This window comes from Micromonospora zhanjiangensis (assembly GCF_042650605.1).
GTDB classification, from domain to species: Bacteria; Actinomycetota; Actinomycetes; order Mycobacteriales; family Micromonosporaceae; genus Micromonospora_J; species Micromonospora_J zhanjiangensis.
Genome location: NZ_JBHSBN010000003.1, coordinates 19,183 through 38,366 on the forward strand (window position 1 = coordinate 19,183; position 19,184 = coordinate 38,366).

Here is a 19,184-nt window from a genome sequence, read left to right on the forward strand (position 1 = left end):
TGATTCGCTCGCTCCGCTCGCTCATGCCGGCACTCCCGTCGGCTGCAGTTCGTCGAGCGCCCGTTGCAGCGCCCGCATGTAGTCGTAGTGGCCGACCTCGAACCAGTGCCGGGTGCTGTCCTTCACCTTCGCCTCGTGCCAGCGGCGGTCCGCCTCGGCCTCGATCCGGCGGCCGAAGGCCCGGGCCCGGTCCGGGGCAGTCTCCCGCAACCGCAGCCAGCGGGCCACCGCCACGCTCTGCCAGTGCGCCAACGGGAAGATGCCGGAGTCCGGCTGCACCAGCCCGATCACCGCCAACGTCGGGTGCCGGCGGGGGAACGCGTTCAGGTACAGCGTCGGCTTACCGGCGGCGTCCGCCCCGAGCACCCCCGGGTCCAGGAACTCGAACCGGGGCAGGTAGCCGGTGGCGAGCACGACCAGATCGGGCTCGATCACCTGACCGTCGGTCAGCCGGACACCGTGCGGGTCGAACCGGGCGACCTCCGGCACCGGCGTGATCCCGCCGTGACCGACGTGGTAGACGAGCTGGCTGTTGGCGATCGGGTGCGTCTCGTAGACCTTGTGGTCGGGCCGGGGCAGACCGAACCGGGTCACGTCACCGACGGTGAGCAGGAGGAGCCGGTGGAACAGCCACTGCCGCAGCCACAGCGGCAGCCGCCAGGCCAGCACCTGGTCGTTGACCTGGTCGGCCGGGCGGCCCAGGACGTACTTCGGGGCGTACCAGTAGCCCCGCCGGGTGGAGTGCCAGCAACGGGCGGCCTGCTGGGCGGCCTCCACGGCGATGTCGCAACCGGTGTTGCCGGCGCCGACCACCAGCACCCGCTTCCCGCGCAACTGGGCCGGATCCTTGTACGCCGAGGAGTGGATCACCTTTCCCCGGAAGTCGGCCAGCCCTTCGTAGTCGGGCATCTTGGGTGACCAGTTGTGTCCGTTGGCCACCACCACGGCGGCGTACCGGGAGGTGCGTTCACCGCCGTAGCCGCCGGTGCTGCGGGTGGTCACGTCCCACCGCTCGCCGTCGGCCGGCTCGACCCGGACCACCTCGGTGCCGAACCAGACGTGCGGCCGGAGGTCGAAGTGGTCGGCATACCGCTCGAAATAGGACAGCAGCTGGCTGTGGTGCGGATAGTCCGGCCACGAGTCGGGCATCGGGAAGTCGGGGAACTGGGTGAACGGCCGGGACGAGATCAGGTGGGTGCTGGCGTAGACCGGGCTCCGGTCGTGCCGCCAGTTCCACGCCCCGCCGATCCCGGTCTCCCGCTCGTAGCAGTCGACGCCGAAGCCGTGTTCCTTCAGATTCTTGACGGCGGTCAGGCCGCTGGCACCGGCGCCGATGACGCAGACCGTCTCTCCCCGGTCGTAGATCTGGCGGCCCGGCGCGGCGGACCCGCCGCCCGGGTCGTGGCTGTCGTGGTCGCTGGGAGTCGACAACGAAAAGTCTCCTTATTGTCCGGCACGCCGACCGGCGCGTCCGGCAGGAATGCCGAGTTGCCGCCGAATCCTCTCGACTCCGCACACCACTTGTCCAGTCGCCGCCGAGAAACCACGGCCCGACTACCAGCGATCCGATCGGTACAGGTGGCGACGGTCGGGCCTAGTTCGGTCCTTCTCGGTGCACGCAAGTGCAGGACAGCCTCGGAGACGAAGCGCCCTGAACTCTCGGTCCGTGGTCGCGCGCGTGCCGCCTGAGCCGGAACTTGGCAGACAGAAACGCCGTAGCAGCGCCGCCGCCGGGCCGCAGTCAGCTTGGCGGCCGGGTCAACCCTGTGAGCGTGCCTCTGACAGCGCCGTTCAGGAATGCCGCAAACCCGACCGGAGCGAAGATCAGGATGGGGCCGTCTGGGTCTTTGGAGTCTCGTACGCCGATCTTCCTGCCGCCGTGGGCGACTTCCACACACGCGCCGTTGTTCTGAGAACGCGTACTCCTCCGCCAGAGGGCGTCTACGAATTCGGTCATTTCAGCTCCCTTGCCGCCCTGCGGATCAACCCGATCGAGTCCTCGGGGCTGAGCGCCATCGCACGGAGGCGGTCAAAGGCAAGGATAGCGCCGGTGATGTCGTCCTGACGCTCGGGATAGAGGTCACCGGCCATCGTCTCGATGTAGACCACCGGCGGGTCCGCAGGTTCGGTGTAGCTGAGGACGATGAACGATCCAGGCGTTCCTGGATGCGCACCGACCGCGAACGGCAGGACTTGGATATCGATATGAGGCTGCGCCGCGATCTCGACGATCCGGTCGAGTTGATCTCGGAGGGTATCCGGTCCGCCGACCTGCCGGCGGATCACGGCTTCATCCATCACGATCCACAGGTTCGGGGCGTCTGCGCCGGCGAGAATGGCTTGGCGTTGTAGCCGTACCTCCACTCGGCGACTGATCTCCTGCTCAGGAAAGCGAGCCGCTCCGCCCTGAAACATGGCGCGGGCGTACGCCTCGGTCTGCAGGAGCCCCGGCATCGTACTGGCGTCGAAGCTCCAAACCTGGCTGGCCTCGGCCTCGAAGCCGATGTAGGTCGCGTACTGCTCGGGGATGGATCCGACGTACTGGTGCCACCAGCCGCGCTGGGAGGCTTCCCTGGCGACCGCGATGAGGTAGGTGACCGTCTCGGCGTCCGCGCCGTAGGTGCTGAGCAGCACCTTCACGACCGGGAGGCGAACGCCGACGTGGGCGCGTTCGACACGGGACAGGTGCGACATGGAGATGCCCGCCGAGTTGGCGGATTGTTCGATCGTCAGGCCGGCGGCTTCGCGCAGACGGATCAACTCGCGGGCCAGTCGGCGCCGCCGCAGGGTTGGACTCGTTGCCACGGGCACAGCATGACACAGCGCGACGACAAAAACTTCTAGACTTTCTTTCTCTAGACAACTTGTCTGGGATGAGATGCGGGAGTAAGACTGACGGTAAGCAAAACATCACCGTTAACCGACGACCGACAGGTCGGGCCTCGTGCGCGACGTATCGGTTGACTATCACCTCGGCCAAGAAACCCGGACATGGCGCCGGACCATCGGCCCGGGGAGCCGACGGGCCGGGGCGATCAATCTTGGCGGAGTGCCGCCCCGGCCCACCTCACCAGAGGGAAGGGCAGCTACATGAGCAGACCCCCCGATCCAGTTTCGTCTGTCTACCACGAACGCCCAGAAGCGGCCAACGGCGATCAACCGCCGCCGGGCCTCGCACGTCGGCTGTCGACTCGCGCCGTCTGCATAGCGGCGTACCTCGCTCACCGGGACAGCGCCTCCGGGATCTGTGTCTCGTGTGGAGAGCCGTCACCGTGTCGTACCCGCCGTCACGCAACGCGAGTGATCGAGGCACACGGAGACGACCCCGGCCAGTACGACGACGAAGCCCTCCACCAGCTGGCTGTACACAGCTCCCCGGCTTCACGTGACTGGGGCTCCGTGAAGGCCGGGTGACGGGCCGGGTGCACCGTGGCGCCGAACCGCTTCGGCAAAAGCATTGGGCGCCACGGTGCACCCTGCTCACCTTCACATGCTGGGAAATATGACGACGCATCACGGTGGCGACCGCCTTGATCGAGCGCAGACGAGCTGCAACAGCATGCGGTGTACAGCGCCGACGAGCTACACCTTCCTGCCGGGTGCTCGGCCGCCGTGCCGAAGGGATCGCCGCGATGAAGGCTTTCACCACCTCGATCCGGCCGCCCCGCTGGATCCCGAGCGTCACCCGCCCCGAGCTGATCAACACCGACAGGCGTTCGGCCCCGACCTCCTGGCGCGGACGAGTAACTGGCATATCTCTTTTCGTGGCAGGACCCTAGCGTTGAAGCGTCAAGTGTCAATGAATGAATCGGAAAGTGAGTGGACGTGAGCGATGAGATCGCACCGTTCAAGGTTGAGTTCACGACGAGCGAGATAGAGAGCTTCGTCGTTCGCGCCAGGGCAGTACTGGAAACAGGGTGGCTGGTGCCCGGCCCCAACAACGCGGAGTTCGAGCGGCGGTTCGCGAAGTTCCTCGGTGTCCCGCAGACGGTTGCAGTCGCGTCTGGGACGGCGGCGCTGGAGGTGGTGCTGCGGGCGCTGAAGGTGAGTGGCCGAACGGTCCTGGTGCCGGCGAACACGAACTACGCGACGGCTGAGGCGACGATACGGGCGGGCTGCCGCCCGGTCCTCTACGACTCGGGCCTGTATCCGGACCTGCGCGCTATCCAGAGGGTATGGACGCCTGACGTCACGGCCCTCATGGTGGTGCACGTCGGCGGCTACCTGTCGCCCGAGCTTCCCGAGTTGCGCCGCTGGTGCGACCAGCGAGACGTGGCGTTGATCGAGGACGCCTCACACGCACACGGCTCGCTTCTGAACGGCCAGGCTGCCGGCACCTTCGGCGCTGCCGCGGCGTTCTCCCTGTTCGCGACGAAGGTAGTGACCACTGCTGAGGGTGGTGTCATCGCCACGGCCGATCCGGCGGTGGCGACGGCCTGTCGCAGGTACCGGGACCAAGGCAAGGCGGACGACGGCCTGCACCACGTGGTGTTCGGCAGCGCGTGGCGCATGTCGGAGTTGCACGCCGCGTTGGGCGCGGTTCAGCTGGATGGTCTGGGTGCCGGTCTCACCCGAGTCGGTCAGCTCGTCGGTCGGTACGTGCGCGGCATCGACCATCCCCGGGTACGGGTGCCGAACGAAGTTGGTGTGAGTTACAGCGGTCATAAGTTCATCGTCATCACCGATGGCAGGAAGGCGCGGGAGTCACTGCGCGCGCATCTGCTCGCGGCGGGCATCCGCTCCGCGAAGGGTGTGTACGAGGTGCCGTTACACCGTCAGCCGGTGTTGGGCCTCGACGACGGGGATGGGTTCCCGCTGGCTGATGCCTTCGCCACGTCGCATCTCTGCCTGCCGATGTGGAAGGGACTGACGGCGGGCGACGCGGACCGGGTAATCGAGGCCGTCAACAGCTGGACCTACGGTGGGTGAGACGGCAGATATCGCCGACGCGATGCTGATCCCGATGTATCTATCCCAGATCGACTGGGCGCGCGTGTACGAGTTGGACACCCGGCGCTACGCGGCGGACTACCTGCCGATGGGGACTGCCGACCGGCTGTCGTGGGCGCAGTTCGCCGAATCTGTGCCAGCGATGTTTCGGGGGACCCTGCATGGCAGTGACTCGGACGTACTCGTGGTGGCAAAGTCGCTGACCTGGAGCGACCAGGACGTCAACGTCTACGTCGGCTCGGAAAATCGGCCGCAGGTGCGCTCGTTCCTCGATCTGACGGAGCCGGCGTTCGTCGCCGTGTTCGCCTGGCATATCGCTGTGGCGCGTGAGGTGTCCTCGGCGTTGGGCCACGAGGTTTATGTCACGCACGGGTTCAACCCTCAGGACTCTTCACCCGACGCGCATTCGGTGGCTGCGAAGTTCCATACCCACCTGCACATCCCCGACCTGGAGCGGCGGCGACCGGTCGTACCCGCGGGGCTGTCGCACTTCGACCGGCTCGCCGTGATCGAGCCGTACTCGGTGGTGCTGTGGGATGCGCTGAGACACTTTCTGACCGCACGAGGCTCCAGGTCTCGGTGGCGTACGGCGCCCGGATTCGGCTTCATCAGCATCGTCACGCCGTTGGACGACATGCTCGCCGATGACCTGCGCCTGCTGTTCGCACTGCTCGCCGACGTCCACAGCACCTACCTCGAACTGGTAGAGGTCTTCACCGCCGGGCGGGTCGAGCAGAGGACCGGGCATGAGCGGTACGTGCCGCTGCCACCCGGGGAGCGGGACCACCGGCTGTCGACCTTCACCGAATGCGCGGAATGGTTGTCTGCTGATTCCGCTGCCGTGCTGCGCTACCTGGCACGCAACCTTGCCCCGGCCGACGCCCGAGACAGTCCGGGGTCGCGTCGGATCTCCAGCGCGAGGCAGGCGTGGATAGCGAAAGGGCTCTCCGGGGCGGTCAACTTCGTCGTCTCGGCCGCTGATGCCTTCGTGCGGATCGACATCGCCCCACGCGTGATCAGTACCTCCGGTGCAACCAAGGTCATCTCCACCTCGCCCACGATCATCCGCAAGGACCGCGGCGTTGCCACGGCCGCCGATCAGCAACGGATGCGCGGCTTTCACCAAACCGTGCTGGCTGCTGTGACCCGCGTGCAGTCCGCGCCCCTCCAGCAAAGGAGCAAGCCATCAACATCGTCATCTCCGGTGCCGCCGGTTTCGTCGGCGTGAACCTGCTCGAACGCCTCGATCGGCATTCCCCCCTCCGCGATCAGTACGAGCGTGTGGTGCTGGTCGACCCGTTGCAGTACGGCATGCAGAAGATCCCGGCGTCGGTCCTGAGCAACCCCTGGTACCGCTTCGTCAACGGCTCCATCTACGACCCGGCCGTAGCCGAGGATGCGATCGGCGCCGGCGACCTGATCATCCACCTTGCCGCCGAGGTGAACAGCTTCACCGCCCCGCAGTCCTCCACGTCCGACGACCCGCCCGGCTACCTACGGCGGTTGACTGACAGTGGCATCGGCCGGCTGTTGTTCCTGTCCAGCGCCGACGTATACGGCGACAACGACTCGCCGGATCTCCTGGAGACCGATCCAATCCGGCCGCCCACCATATACGCGGCGGCGAAGGCCGCGTTCGAGGCATACCTGTCCGCTTTCCATGACCTACACGGGTTGCCGTTTGTTGCCTTCCGCCCGGTCACGATATTCGGGCCGAATCAGTATCCGGGCTGGCTCGTTCCACGGATCGTCACTCAGGCGATCAACCGAGAACAGATCACGATCACCGGCGACGGGTCGGTACGCCGCGACTGGATTTACGTAAGTGACATCTGCGACCTGTTGATCCAAGCGGCACTCTATGACGGCTCGGATGTGCATGGCGAGATCTTCAACGTGGGAACCGGCCATGAACTGGACGTGCTGTCGCTGACCCGGCATGTTCTCGGTGCCGTCGGACGCGACGAGTCACTGATCACATTCGTTCCCGACCGGCTCGGCGATATCCGTCGGCAGGTCACTCACGCGGCCAAGGCCCGCGCGACCTTCGGTTGGGAACCAGCCGTGCCGCTGCGAGACGGGCTGGCGCGCACCGTGGCGTGGTACCAGGACGCGCACCGATCCCGCTGAGCGAAAGGAAAAACGGCGATGTATGTGCTTGGCATGCATGGCAATCTCGGCAAGGCCGAACACGATCCGGCCGCGGTATTGCTGAGGGACGGACAGATCATCGCGGCGGCCGAGGAGGAACGCTTCGTACGGTACAAACACGCAGTCGGGTTGATGCCGGACGCCGCGATCCGGTTCTGCCTCGACCAGGCCGGTATCAGTATCCGAGACGTGGACCAGGTGGCGTTTCCCCGAAGCACATGGTCGGACTTTCCACCGCGCCTGGACGCCTACCTCTGGTACAACTTCGGCCACACCCCACCCGTCACCTTCGTGGACCATCATCTCGCCCACGCCGCCTCGGCTTACCTTGTGTCTGGTTTCGACAAGAGCCTGATCGTGACCGTCGACCAAGCCGGCGACGGCACATCATGCGCCGCGTTCCGCGCCGACGGCCTACGGCTGAAGCGACTGGAGGCAGTGCCGTTCCCGCACTCCCTCGGCCTGTTCGCCGCACTGGTGACGCAATATCTCGGCTTCCGTAGCAACCACGACGAGTACAAGGTTATGGGCCTCGCCCCGTACGGCTCGCCGACGATCGACGTCACGCATATCCTCGACCGCATAGCCGGATTACCCCAACTCGCCTCCGACGTCCTTCATCCCGAGGTGATGCGACGCCACCCGACGTTCCACACCGACCAGCTGCCGATGTTCAGGGCCGATCGGCTTCCCGGGCTGCCACCTCGGCGAATGCCGGGCGGCCCGCTCAGCGACGCACACCGTGACCTCGCCGCATCGGCACAGCACGCCATTACCTCGGCGCTGTTGGGGTTCATCGCCCGCCACCGCGACGAGGAAGACAGGCGACTGTGCCTTGCCGGTGGCGTCGCCGAGAACTCCGTCGCGGCTGGCGCGGTCGCCTCGGCGCGACTGTTCGACGATGTCTACGTTGCTCCGGCGTGCGGAGACGCCGGGACGGCCCTCGGCGCCGCGCTGGTTGTGGCGGCCGAACACGGGAATCGACCAGCCCGGCTCACCCACACCAAATTCGGGCCGGAGTTCGCAGACTCCCACGTGGCCGAGGCAGTACGGAACAGCGGGGTCCGGTTCACCGAGACCGACGACCCAGCGGCCGACGCCGCGACGCTCATCGCCGAACAACGGATCGTCGCCTGGTTCCAGGGCCGGATGGAGTTCGGTCCCCGCGCGTTGGGTGCCCGTTCACTGCTCGCCGACCCCTCCACCAAGGTCATGCGCGAACGGGTCAACCAGATCAAACGCCGCGAGCAGTTCCGGCCCTTCGGCCCTTCGGTGCTGGCAGAGCACATGCCGGCGCTGTTCACCGATCCGCCCGCCGCGCCGTTCATGTCGTTCACCCTGCCAACCAGGAATCACACCCCGATCGTGGCCGCGACGCATGTCGACGGCACCAGCCGACCACAGGCGGTCGCTCGGGACAACTCCGCGTACAGGCGCCTCATCGAGCATGTGCATGGCCACACAGGTACCCCGGCGGTGCTGAACACCAGTCTGAACTCGGGCTGGGAACCGATCGTCACGACGCCGGAGCAGGCCATCGCGTTCTTCTACGCGAGTTCGGCCGACGCGCTGGTCATCAACCGGTTCCTGCTCACCAAGGAGGCCCGGTGATCACCTATGACACCGTTGTGATCGGCGGAGGCATCGCCGGCCTGCTGACAGCCTTGCGTCTGGCTCGCAATGGACAGGCCGTCGCGGTGGTGGAGGCTGATCGGTTGGGCAGTGGCGCCACATGCGCCAATCACGGCATGCTGCACTCCGGGGCTCTGTACGTGCGCCAGCATGGCCACATCGTCCGTCACTGCCGGGAAGCCGCTCAAGCATTCTCCGTACTGCTTACCGACGCCGAGATCCCGACGGACGAGGCCGTCTACGTCCTGCCTGGCGCCGAAGTCGACAACTATGTCGCGCTCCTTGACCACCACGGCATCGCCTACCAGGCGACCGATTCTTACCATGTTGACGAGTTGAACCGCTCCGCGATCCACACGCACGCGCTACTGAGAATCCGGGAACGAGCGTTCTCTTCCCGGCGGATCGTCGCCACCCTCGCCGGGCAATGCCTCGCGGCCGGTGTCACCATCATCACCGGCGCCGCCGTTAACCAGATCGCGGTTACCTCCGGGAAGGTTACCGGCGTCCGGCTCGGCGCGACAGAACTGCTTCATGCCCGACAGGTCGTCAACGCCGCAGGCATCGGCACCGCTCGTCTGCTGGCCGACCTCGGTTCCCGGCAAGCTTCGCTGTTGAAGTCCCGCCTCGACATGATGATCCACTTTCCGTCAGCGCGGCTCACCCGTGGGTTCATCTTCGCCGAACTCCACCGGCCGGTGATCATGCCGGCGATCGGCGGCGGCGCGCTCTCCTCGTTCTTCGGCGGCGTCCAACCGCAGATCACGGGTCGCCGAACCTACCCGGTCGACCTTCACAGGGCAGCCGCGTTGCTACGCCAAACGATCGATGCACTCACGCCGGAAACCATTGAGCCCGATGCCGCAGTGGCGTACGTCGCGGGGAAAACGGACTACATCGGGTCCGTCCACAGCGAGAACGGTGTCGTCAACCCGGGATTTCATGTCATCGATCACGACACCGTGGATGGCCTGGCTGGCCTGCACACCGTCATCACCGGCAAGATGACGCTGGCATTCCATGCCAGCAAAGCCGTCGCAGACGCCATCCTCGGCGCAGACCTGCCGTTGGTCGTGCATCCGGAAAACGGACGAGAAACACCGCCCGCGCTGCTCGCGGTCGAGCCCTGGGCGTCGCCAGCGCGGCTATAGTCGGGCCTGTGCAAGATCGAGAATCCCCCATCGTTACCACCGAAGTGACCACGGCATACGCCAGCCCGTGGGTGCAAGTGGAGGAACACGCGGTCATCGACGTGGACGGTCGGCCCGGCATGTACAACGTGTTGCGCTACGGCGACGGGGTTTCCGTGCTCGCAGTGAGCGGCGACGACTTCTACCTGATCCGCGAATACAAGTACGCCATCGGCCGGCGCATCATGCAACTGCCCAGCGGAGGGGTCGACAAGGGCGAAGAACCACTCCACGCCGCAATGCGGGAGCTGCTGGAAGAGACTGGTCTCATCGCTGACGCGTGGACGCCACTCGGGCTCGTATACCCGTACCCGACCAACATCCCTTCTGCTGTGCACCTGTTCGTCGCGTTCGATGCCCGGCCCGTGCAACCGCCCGAGCCGGGCATCGAACTGCTCCGTACGCCGCGTTCAGCGGTACGGCGTCTTATCGCCGAGAATCAGGTAACTCACGCCGCGTCCCTGGTCTGCCTGCTCACTCATCTCTCCAGCGGCGGCTGACATGGCTGCGAGTCCTCACCGACCGAGCACCCGGTACTTGGCCTCGGTCGCCTCCTTCTGCGGCTTCCACCACCACTCGTTCTGCCGGTACCAGTCGATCGTTGCCGCCAGTCCCGCCCTGAAGTCGCCGTACTTCGGCTGCCACCCGAGTTCCGTGCGGATCTTCGTGGTGTCATTCGAGTAGCGCAGATCGTGCCCGGGACGATCCGCCACGTGATCATAGGAGTCCGGCGCCTGGCCCATCAACTCCAGGATCAACTCCAAGATCTCCTTGTTGCTGCGTTCGTCGCCGGAGCCGATCAGATACGTCTCACCAATCCTTCCTTTGGAGAGAATCAGGTGCACGGCAGCGTTGTGGTCGTCCACGTGCGTCCACTCCCGTACGTTCTCACCCGCGCCGTACAGCTTCGGCCGTTCGCCGACCAGCAGATTGGTGATCTGTCGAGGGATGAACTTCTCCACGTGCTGGTAGGAGCCGTAGTTGTTGGCGCAGTTCGACAAGGTCGCGGCCACCCCGAACGACCGGGCCCATGCCCGGACCAGCATGTCTGAACTGGCCTTGCTGGCCGAATACGGGCTCGACGGATCGTACGGGGTTCCCTCATCGAACTTGTCCGTCGCGTCCAACGGCAGATCGCCGAACACCTCGTCGGTCGAGATGTGATGAAATCGGCCGCTGTGTCGCCGTACCGCCTCTAGCAGGGTGTACGTGCCGATGATGTTGCTTCGGATGAACGGTTCAGGATCGTGTAGCGAGTTGTCCACGTGCGACTCGGCAGCGAAGTGCACAACCAGATCCGCTTCGGCGACAAGCTGATCGACCACGGAGGCATCGCAAATGTCCCCATGGACGAACTCGGTCCGATCGGCGACCGGCCTCAACGTGGTCTGATCTCCTGCGTAGGTCAACGCGTCGAGGACGCGGACCTCGTACTCGGGATGGTTTCTGATTGTGTAATGAACAAAGTTCGCACCGATGAAACCGGCCCCGCCGGTCACAAGCATCCGCGTCATATTCACGCATCCTACGGAAGTCCGCTCGCCCAGGAGCGAGCCTTGGTGATCGGTCCCCGGCGCGTTGGAACTGCGCCGGCTCAGCAGCCCGGCAGGGCGAGGTCGACCCGGATCGGGAAGTGGTCGCTGGCCCGCCTGGTCAGCTCGGTGTCCGGCACGTCGTAGTCGACCACCGCGATCCGACGGTCGACGAAGAGGCCGTCGATCCGGCGGGTGGCGCCGGCACACGGGAAGGTGCACCGGTCGGCGCGGTCGGTGGCCACCGCGCTGTCCGCCAGGTCGTCCGCGACGGTACGCCAGGCCGCGCTGCCGGCGGTGTCGTTCAGGTCGGCGCCGACGATCACCGGCAGGTCGATCCGGTCCAGTTCCGCCTTGAACGCGGCGGCCTGCCCGGGGCGCTCCGCCGGATCCGTGGACAGGTGCGAGCCGGCCACCACGAACCGGGGAGCGGGACCCGTGCCGGTCGCCGGCGGCACCGAGCACTCGGCGTACACCGCGCCGCGCAGGTGCCGGCCGGGGGTGAGCGGATAGCGCTGGCACCAGGTGCGGTGCACCCGTACCCGCAGGTTGGTCAGGAGCAGGTTGCCCAGCGCCGGCAGGCCGCCGGCGGCGACCAGCAGGCCGAAGTCCTCGGCCAGCGCGGCACACTTGTGCCGCCAGCGGAACCGGCGCGGCGCCTCCTGCACGATCACCACGTCCGGCCGGGCCTGCCGGACCACCGCGGCCAGCGCGGCCCGGTCGTCCCGCCGGCCGTGCACGTTGTACGACAGCACCCGCAAAGGCGTGCCGGCGGGCTGCTCCAGGGTCACGTGACTCCTCCGCTCGGTTTCCCGGTCAGCGCCGACGGGCCAGGTCGGCGGCGCCGACCACCCCCGCGGTGTTGCTCAGCTCGGCGGGCCTGATCGAGGCCACCGGCAGCCGACCGCGCTGAGCGAGCGCCTCGACGTAGGACCGGTTGGTGGGTCCCAGCAGCAGCTCGCCGGCGTCGATCACCCCGCCGCCGACGACCAGCACCTGCGGATCGAGGATCTGCGCCATGTCGGCCAGCGCCATGCCGAGCCACTTGCCGAGTTGGGCGAAGGCCTCGACCGAGACCTGGTCGCCGTCCTGGGCGGCGGCGGTGACCATCCGGCCGGTGACCGCGTCCGGGTCACCGTCGGCCAGTCCCAACAGCCGGACGGCGCGGTTCGGCTCCTGACGGGCGCCGGCCCGGGCGAACCGGACCAGGGCGCTGCCGCTGCCGTACTGCTCCAGGCAGCCCAACCGGCCGCAGCCGCACTGGTGGCCACCCGGCACGGCCAGCATGTGACCCAGTTCGGCGGCGATGCCGTGCGCGCCGCGCAGCAACTCTCCGCCGAGGACGATCCCACCGCCGACGCCGGTGCCGATGGTGAACATGACCATCGAGTCGTCCGCCGCCCGGGCGGCGCCGTACCGGAACTCCGCCCAGGCCGCCACGTTGGCGTCGTTCTCGACGATGACCGGCAGGTCCACGGCCGAGCTGACGTAGTCCCGCAGCGGCTCGTCCCGCCAGGCGATGTTGGGCGCGAAGAGCACGACCGCACGGCTCGCGTCGATCCACCCGGCCGCGCCGATGCCGACCGCCTCGATCCGCCGGTCGGCCGCCAGCTCGGTGACCACCTCGACGATGACGTCGCGGGTCTTACCGACGTCCTCGGCCGGCGTGTCCCGGCGGACCATCGCCAGCACCTCTCCGGCCTCGTCGACGACACCCCCGGCCACCTTCGTGCCACCGACGTCGACTCCGATGGTCAGCGTCACCGCTGCCGCTCCCCTCTGCCGTGCCGCACCGAAACCCACCCGGCCGTCCGTTCGACGGCCGGGCCGGTCGGTCCGGTCGATCCGGTGCTCAGTCCTCGTCCGCCGACGTACCGTCGGCGGTGGCCAACTGCTCACCAGGTGTCCGCGACGTCGGCACCGTTGCCCGTCCGCCGTCCTCCGGGGTGCGCGACCCGCCGTCCCCCGGTCCGGCCGGAGCCGGCCGGGAGGTCGTGGCGGGCCGGTCGGCCCGGTCCGCGGCGGTCGCGTCGTCCGTCCGGGTCGCTGCCGCCCAGACGTCCCGCTCCCCCGTCGGTGGAAGATCATGCCTGGTCCGGGTGGCGGTGCGCCATACCTCGTCGTCGCCGGATCCGGCCCGGCCTGCCGACCCGGCGTCGGCCGGCCCGGCGGGGGCCCGCGTACCGGCGCCGTCCGGACGGGCGTCCGGGCCGGTCCCGGGCGTTCCGGTGTCCTGCGGGCGGCCCGCGGCGGGGGCGCCGGAGCCGGCGGTGGACAGCGCCCGCAGCAGGCTCGCCACCCCCGCGGCGAGGTCACCGGCGCCGGTGGCCAGCCGCTCGGCGAACTCCGGACTCGGGTCGCGCAACGCGGACATCGTGCGGCAGAGCGGACAGACGCAGCATTCGGCGCTGCCGGTGGCGAAACCCCCGGCGGCGTGCGTCGGCCCGGCTCCGCCCGCCCCGGGGGCGCCCTCATCCGGAACGGCCGGATCCGCCGCCGCCGGGCCGGCGCCGGCGGCCGAGGCCGCACCGCCGGTGGTGCCGGTGCCGGCAGCGCCGGCAGCGGCGGTGGCGGCGCCGGTCCGACCGCCGTGGCCCAGGGCGCCGGAGATCAGGTCACCGACCGGGCCGAACGCGCCCCGCAGGCCGTCGGCGCCGCCGTCCGAACCGGCCAGCCGTACGGCGGCCAGGGCGGTGGCCACCAGTCGCTCCGCCTCCTCGCGGGCCGAGCCCGGATCGATCTCCCCCATGCTCGGCTCCCTCACCGTGACACCGTTACCGGCGAACCCGTCACTGAGCCGCACCGGAGCGTTCTACCCGCCCCTTGAGCTGCTTCAACGCCGTGTCCATGATCATTTTCTCGGCCTTGCGGCGGAACATCCCCAACATCCCGACCGACAACTCGACCTCCAGCGTGTAGGTCACCGTGCAGCTGCCGTCGCCGTTGTCGTCGAGGTCGTACGACCCGACCTGCCGCTTCTGCATCCGGGAGGGCGCCACGAGATGCCACTCGATCCGGGAGAGATCCTCGGCGTACCCGTAGGCCAGGGTGTACTCGTCGGCCATCACCCCGGCGTCCAGAACGAACCGGACCTGGCTGGCGTAGCCGTCCTCGTACTCCTCGACGACCTCGACGCTCTTGACCGCCTCGGTCCACTCCGGGTAGTGCCGAAAGTCACAGATCACCGCCGCCACCCGGTCCGGTGGTGCGGCGATGACGATCGACTGGGTGGAGGAGTCCGCCATGTGGGGCAGGCTACCCGTGCGGCGGACCTGCCGGTACGACCGGCCCGCCGGGGCGGGTAGGTTGCGAAAGAGCCAGCCGCCGGACCCGGCCGGCGAGTACGAGCCCGAGGAGTGCAGGTGCGCGAGTTCTCCGTCCCACCGGTCGTCAGCGTCGGCGACGCGGCGAACCTGACCGACCCGGTCTGGGACAACGCCGAGACAGCCCCCGACTTCGTCCAGTTCGTCCGGCCGGTGCCAGGTCGGACGGACGACTGGGAGGACGTCACCTGCCGGCAGTTCCGCGACGAGGTGATCGCCGTCGCCCGCGGGCTGGTCGCCGCCGGGATCGAGCCGGGTGCCCGGGTCGGGTTGATGAGCAAGACCCGGTACGAGTGGACCCTGGTCGACTACGCGATCTGGGCGGCCGGGGCGGTCACCGTACCGATCTACGAGACCTCCAGCGCGGACCAGGTGGCCTGGATCCTCGCCGACTCCGGCGCGACGGCCTGCGTCGTGGAGAGCAACAACAACGCGCTCTGCCTGACCGGCGTCCGCGACCGGCTGCCGGACCTGGAGCGGGTCTGGCAGATCGACGCGGGCGACCTGGACCGGTTGCGGTCCGACGGCGCCGCGGTCGACCCGGCCGACATCGACGCCCGGCGCGCTGGGGTCCGGGCCGACGACCTGGCCACCATCATCTACACCAGCGGCACCACCGGCCGGCCCAAGGGCTGCGAGCTGACCCACCGGAACATGTACTCGGACATCGCGAACGCCGTCCCGGTGCTGCCCAACCTGTTCCACGAGGGCGCGTCGACGCTGCTGTTCCTGCCGTTGGCGCACTCGTTCGCCCGGCTGATCCAGATCGGCGTGGTGGCCGCCCGGGCCACCATGGCGCACAGCTCGGACACCAAGAACCTGGTGCCGGAGCTGCAACGGTTCCGCCCCACCTTCGTCCTGTCGGTGCCCCGGGTGTTCGAGAAGGTCTACAACGGCGCGGCGCAGAAGGCGCAGGCCGAGGGCAAGGGCAAGATCTTCGCGGCGGCCGAGCAGACCGCCGTGGCCTGGAGCGAGGCGTTGGACTCCCCCTCCGGGCCGGGCCTGCGGCTGCGGCTGCGGCACCAGGTGTTCGACCGGCTGGTCTACCGGCGGCTGCGGGCCGCGCTGGGCGGCCGGTGCCGCGCCGCGATCAGCGGCGGCGCGCCGTTGGGTGCCCGGCTCGGGCACTTCTTCCGCGGGGTCGGGATCACCGTCCAGGAGGGCTACGGACTCACCGAGACCTCGCCCGCGGCCGCGGCCAACCTGCCCGACGCGACCCGGATCGGCACGGTCGGCCGGCCGCTGCCCGGGGTCACCATCCGGGTGGAGAACGACGGCGAGATCCTGATCAAGGGCGACCTGGTGTTCCGTGGCTACCGGAACAATCCCGAGGCCACCGCCGAGGCCCTGGACGACGGCTGGTTCCGCACCGGCGACCTGGGTCGGCTGGACTCCGACGGTTTTCTCACCATCACCGGCCGAAAGAAGGAGATCATCGTGACCGCGGGCGGCAAGAACGTCGCCCCGGCGGTGCTGGAGGACCCGATCCGGGCCCATCCCCTGGTCAGCCAGTGCATGGTGGTCGGCGACCGGCGGCCGTTCGTCGCCGCGCTGGTCACCATCGACGAGGAGGCCTGGCCGGGCTGGCTGGCCGGTCACGGGCTGGCCGAGTCGACCAGCGTGGCCGACATGCGCGACGACGAGGCGTTGCGGGCCGAGATCCAGCAGGTGATCGACGAGGCGAACCGGGCGGTGTCCCGGGCCGAGGCGATCAAGGCGTTCCGGATCCTGGACCGGGATTTCAGCGAGGCCACCGGCGAGCTGACCCCGTCTCTCAAGATCAAGCGGAATGTCGTGCAGGAGACGCACGCCGCCGAGATCGCCGACATCTACGAGCACTGACTACGATCCGTCAGGTGTCCGCTTCGACTGGCGCCCGCCCGCGCCCGCATCCGCTCGCGGCGACCGCGCGCGTGGTCATGCTCGCGCTGGTCGCGGTCCTGACCCTGATCACCACCCGGGATCCGCAGCAGCTCTGGTGGATCGGCCTGCTCGCGGTCGCCGGGATACCCGCCGTCGCGGCACGCGAGCACCGCGTCCTCGGCCCGCTCGGCCGGTACGCCGAGGTCGTGGTCATCGGGCTGGCCGCCAGCCAGGTCGCCGCCGCCGCGACCGTCGGCGGCGGCTGGGGCGCGTCGGCGATCCTGCCCTACCTGGCCGTACCGCTGACCGTGGCCGCCCTCGCCCACCGGTCGCAGGAGGGCGCCGGCTTGCTCGCGGTCGCCGCGGTCACCCTGCTGGGCAGCGCCGCGCTGACCGGCTCGGGACCCGACCGGCAACTGGTCCAACCGTGGTACCTCGCGGTCTGCGCGCAGTGGCTGGTGCTGGCCGCCCTGGGCCTGTACGCGGCCGGCACCCTGCAACGGGTGCTGCAGGCCCGCGGCGAGGGCCCGCCCCAGCCGTACGCCGAGGCGACCCGGCTGCTGACCCAGCTACGCAGCGTCGCCCGGCAGCTGCCCGGGGCCACCCTGGACCCGGGCGGCATCTCCGAGCACCTGGTGGAGGAGGTGCGGACGGTGGTCCGGGCCGACCGGGCGGCGGTGCTGTCGGCCAGCGGCGGCGGCCGGTTGGTGGTGCTCGCCCAGGCCGGCGTGGACCGGGTGGACTGGGAGACCACCCTGGACGCCGACTCGGCCATCGCCGACGCGTGGGCCACCCAGCAGCCGCAGACGGCCAACCGGTCGCAGGCCCGCTCGCACCCGGGTGGGGACGTGTCCGCGCTGGTCGTACCGTTGGTCGCCGGGGTCCGTACGGTGGGGTTGCTGGCCCTGGAGGCGGACGTGACCGGCGCCTACCCGGCGGCGGCGGTGGGCCGGGTGACCGGGGTGACCCGGCCGGCGGCGCTGCGGCTGGAGGCCGCCCTGCTCTTCGACGAGGTGCGCTCGCTGGCCACCAACGAGGAACGGCAACGACTGGCCCGGGAGATCCACGACGGGGTGGCCCAGGAACTGGTCATGGTCGGGTACGGCATCGACAACGCGCTGGCCACCGTGCACGACGACGCCAAGGAGACCGAGGAGTCGCTGCGTACCCTGCGCGCCGAGGTGACCCGGGTGATCACCGAGCTGCGGCTCAGCCTGTTCGAACTGCGCAGCGAGGTCGACCGGCACGGCGGGCTGGCCGCCGCGATCGCCGAGTACGCCCGCACCGTCGGCGCCTCGGCCGGACTGCGGGTGCACCTGTCCCTGGACGAGTCGACCGCCCGGCTGCCGGCGGCGACCGAGGCCGAGCTGCTGCGCATCGCCCAGGAGGCGGTCACCAACGCGCGCAAGCACGCCGGGGCGGCTAATCTATGGGTTACCTGTGAGGTGGATCCCCCGTACGCCCAAATTGAAGTGTCGGATGATGGTCAGGGCATCGCTGACCAGCGCCCGGACGGGCGGTACGGTCTTGCGATCATGGCCGAGAGGGCGGAACGTATCCGGGGCCGGCTGGAGATCAGTCCGCGACACCCCAGCGGCACGACGGTGGCGGTGGTACTCGGAACGTCGCCTCGGCGCGATAACGTGCGCGGTAGCACCGCAGGAGAAGGGGAGTAGCCCGAGCATGACGACCAGCCCCACGCCGACCACCCGCACCAAGGTCCTCCTCGTGGACGATCACGACCTGATCAGGAAGGGCCTGCGCCACGCGTTCGAGCGGGACCGGCAGTTCGAGGTCGTCGGCGAGGCGGCCACCGCCGCGGAGGGGGTCCGGCAAGCCGGTGCCCTGCAGCCCGACGTCGTGATCATGGACCTTCGATTGCCGGACGGCAGTGGTCTGGAGGCGACCCGAGCGCTACGCAAGTCCAGCGCGACGATGGGCATCGTGGTGCTGACCATGTACGCGGGCGACGACCAGTTGTTCGGTGCCCTGGAGGCCGGCGCCAGCGCGTTCGTGCCCAAGACCGCGCCCGCCGACGAGGTGGTCGCGGCCGCCCGGCACGCCGCCTCCTCCCCCAGCGCCTTCACGGCCGCCGACCTGGCCGAGGCGATGAAACGGCGGCTGGCCCCGTCCGGTCCGCAGTTGTCCCCCCGGGAGGGTCAGGTGCTCCGCCTGCTCGCCGACGGGATGAGCGTGGCCGGCATCGCCAAGCAGCTGTTCGTCAGCGAGTCGACCGCCAAGACGCACATCTCGAAGCTCTACGAGAAGCTGGGTGCGGCCAACCGCGCCCAGGCGCTGATGACCGCCCTGCGGTTGGGCCTGCTCGAAGCGCCTGACGCTCCCAAGTTCTGACCGACCGCCCCACCCCGGCTGGAACGCTCCACCGGACCGGTCCGCACGGCCCCCGGCTCCGCGCCCCGACGGCGCGGGTCGGGGGCCGTTTCCGTCGTCGGGACGGGCCCGCCGGAACAACGACTACCGAGCGTGGTCGTCCGGGCGGCGCGGGAGGATATCAACTCCGGTAACTACGCCATTGGCTCGGT

General features: G+C 68.9%; 17 protein-coding genes. 9 read left to right on the top strand and 8 right to left on the bottom strand.

Features of this window, described 5'->3' with window-relative positions:
* Positions 1-21: 21 nt before the first annotated feature.
* From ACFOX0_RS05920 to ACFOX0_RS05930, 3 genes are all read right to left on the bottom strand, one after another.
* Positions 22-1,431: a flavin-containing monooxygenase gene (locus ACFOX0_RS05920; RefSeq protein WP_377542556.1), complete on the bottom strand. Its 1,410-nt coding sequence runs from the start codon at positions 1,429-1,431 to the stop codon at positions 22-24.
* A 310-nt stretch (positions 1,432-1,741) separates the two neighbouring features.
* Complete coding sequence (locus ACFOX0_RS05925) at positions 1,742-1,957, bottom strand: DUF397 domain-containing protein (RefSeq protein ID WP_377542557.1); 216 nt, start codon at positions 1,955-1,957, stop codon at positions 1,742-1,744.
* Positions 1,954-2,805 carry a helix-turn-helix domain-containing protein gene (locus ACFOX0_RS05930; RefSeq protein WP_377542558.1) on the bottom strand — a complete coding sequence of 284 codons (852 nt, stop codon included), beginning with the start codon at positions 2,803-2,805 and terminating at the stop codon, positions 1,954-1,956. The genes ACFOX0_RS05925 and ACFOX0_RS05930 overlap by 4 nt, the downstream gene beginning before the upstream one ends.
* Positions 2,806-3,825: 1,020 nt before the next feature.
* Between ACFOX0_RS05930 and ACFOX0_RS05935 the strand changes: the two genes are divergently transcribed.
* The 6 genes from ACFOX0_RS05935 to ACFOX0_RS05960 are packed head-to-tail and all read left to right on the top strand — an operon-like array spanning position 3,826 to position 10,423.
* On the top strand, positions 3,826-4,929 hold the full coding sequence (locus tag ACFOX0_RS05935; protein WP_377542559.1) for a DegT/DnrJ/EryC1/StrS family aminotransferase: 1,104 nt from the start codon (positions 3,826-3,828) through the stop codon (positions 4,927-4,929).
* Complete coding sequence (locus tag ACFOX0_RS05940; protein ID WP_377542561.1) at positions 4,922-6,178, top strand: hypothetical protein; 1,257 nt, start codon at positions 4,922-4,924, stop codon at positions 6,176-6,178. Before ACFOX0_RS05935 ends, ACFOX0_RS05940 begins: the two co-directional genes overlap by 8 nt.
* Positions 6,175-7,080, top strand: coding sequence for an NAD-dependent epimerase/dehydratase family protein (locus ACFOX0_RS05945; RefSeq protein WP_377542563.1), 906 nt, complete (start codon positions 6,175-6,177; stop codon positions 7,078-7,080). The genes ACFOX0_RS05940 and ACFOX0_RS05945 overlap by 4 nt, the downstream gene beginning before the upstream one ends.
* Before the next feature lie 18 nt (positions 7,081-7,098).
* Positions 7,099-8,712, top strand: a complete 1,614-nt coding sequence (locus ACFOX0_RS05950) for a carbamoyltransferase family protein (RefSeq protein WP_377542565.1) — start codon at positions 7,099-7,101, stop codon at positions 8,710-8,712.
* The gene (locus ACFOX0_RS05955; RefSeq protein WP_377542566.1) at positions 8,709-9,884 is read left to right on the top strand and encodes an NAD(P)/FAD-dependent oxidoreductase; all 1,176 of its coding nucleotides are present in this window, start codon (positions 8,709-8,711) and stop codon (positions 9,882-9,884) included. The genes ACFOX0_RS05950 and ACFOX0_RS05955 overlap by 4 nt, the downstream gene beginning before the upstream one ends.
* An 8-nt stretch (positions 9,885-9,892) precedes the next feature.
* Positions 9,893-10,423 (top strand): NUDIX hydrolase, encoded by a 531-nt coding sequence (locus tag ACFOX0_RS05960; protein ID WP_377542568.1) that lies wholly within the window; start codon positions 9,893-9,895, stop codon positions 10,421-10,423.
* A gap of 15 nt (positions 10,424-10,438) precedes the next feature.
* Here ACFOX0_RS05960 and rfbB read toward each other — a convergent pair whose 3' ends face one another.
* The 5 genes from rfbB to ACFOX0_RS05985 all read right to left on the bottom strand — a co-directional run bounded on the left by rfbB (position 10,439) and on the right by ACFOX0_RS05985 (position 14,700).
* Positions 10,439-11,428, bottom strand: a complete 990-nt coding sequence (rfbB, locus tag ACFOX0_RS05965; protein WP_377543073.1) for a dTDP-glucose 4,6-dehydratase — start codon at positions 11,426-11,428, stop codon at positions 10,439-10,441.
* Between the two features lie 89 nt (positions 11,429-11,517).
* On the bottom strand, positions 11,518-12,240 hold the full coding sequence (locus ACFOX0_RS05970) for an endonuclease/exonuclease/phosphatase family protein (protein ID WP_377543075.1): 723 nt from the start codon (positions 12,238-12,240) through the stop codon (positions 11,518-11,520).
* Positions 12,241-12,271: 31 nt separating this feature from the next.
* Positions 12,272-13,219: an ROK family glucokinase gene (locus ACFOX0_RS05975; RefSeq protein ID WP_377542570.1), complete on the bottom strand. Its 948-nt coding sequence runs from the start codon at positions 13,217-13,219 to the stop codon at positions 12,272-12,274.
* 88 nt (positions 13,220-13,307) lie between these two features.
* Positions 13,308-14,204: a hypothetical protein gene (locus tag ACFOX0_RS05980; protein ID WP_377542572.1), complete on the bottom strand. Its 897-nt coding sequence runs from the start codon at positions 14,202-14,204 to the stop codon at positions 13,308-13,310.
* Between the two features lie 40 nt (positions 14,205-14,244).
* Positions 14,245-14,700 (bottom strand): SRPBCC family protein, encoded by a 456-nt coding sequence (locus ACFOX0_RS05985; protein WP_377542574.1) that lies wholly within the window; start codon positions 14,698-14,700, stop codon positions 14,245-14,247.
* 117 nt (positions 14,701-14,817) lie between these two features.
* On the opposite strand from ACFOX0_RS05985, the gene ACFOX0_RS05990 reads away from it, so the two are divergent.
* Genes ACFOX0_RS05990 through ACFOX0_RS06000 form a run of 3 tightly spaced genes read left to right on the top strand, consistent with a single transcriptional unit; the run spans position 14,818 to position 18,993 of the window.
* A complete protein-coding gene (locus tag ACFOX0_RS05990; protein WP_377542576.1) occupies positions 14,818-16,620 on the top strand; it encodes an AMP-dependent synthetase/ligase in 1,803 nt (600 codons plus the stop codon).
* Between the two features lie 14 nt (positions 16,621-16,634).
* Positions 16,635-18,317, top strand: a complete 1,683-nt coding sequence (locus ACFOX0_RS05995) for a sensor histidine kinase (protein ID WP_377542577.1) — start codon at positions 16,635-16,637, stop codon at positions 18,315-18,317.
* Between the two features lie 7 nt (positions 18,318-18,324).
* Complete coding sequence (locus ACFOX0_RS06000; protein WP_130460771.1) at positions 18,325-18,993, top strand: response regulator transcription factor; 669 nt, start codon at positions 18,325-18,327, stop codon at positions 18,991-18,993.
* Positions 18,994-19,184 lie beyond the last annotated feature (191 nt).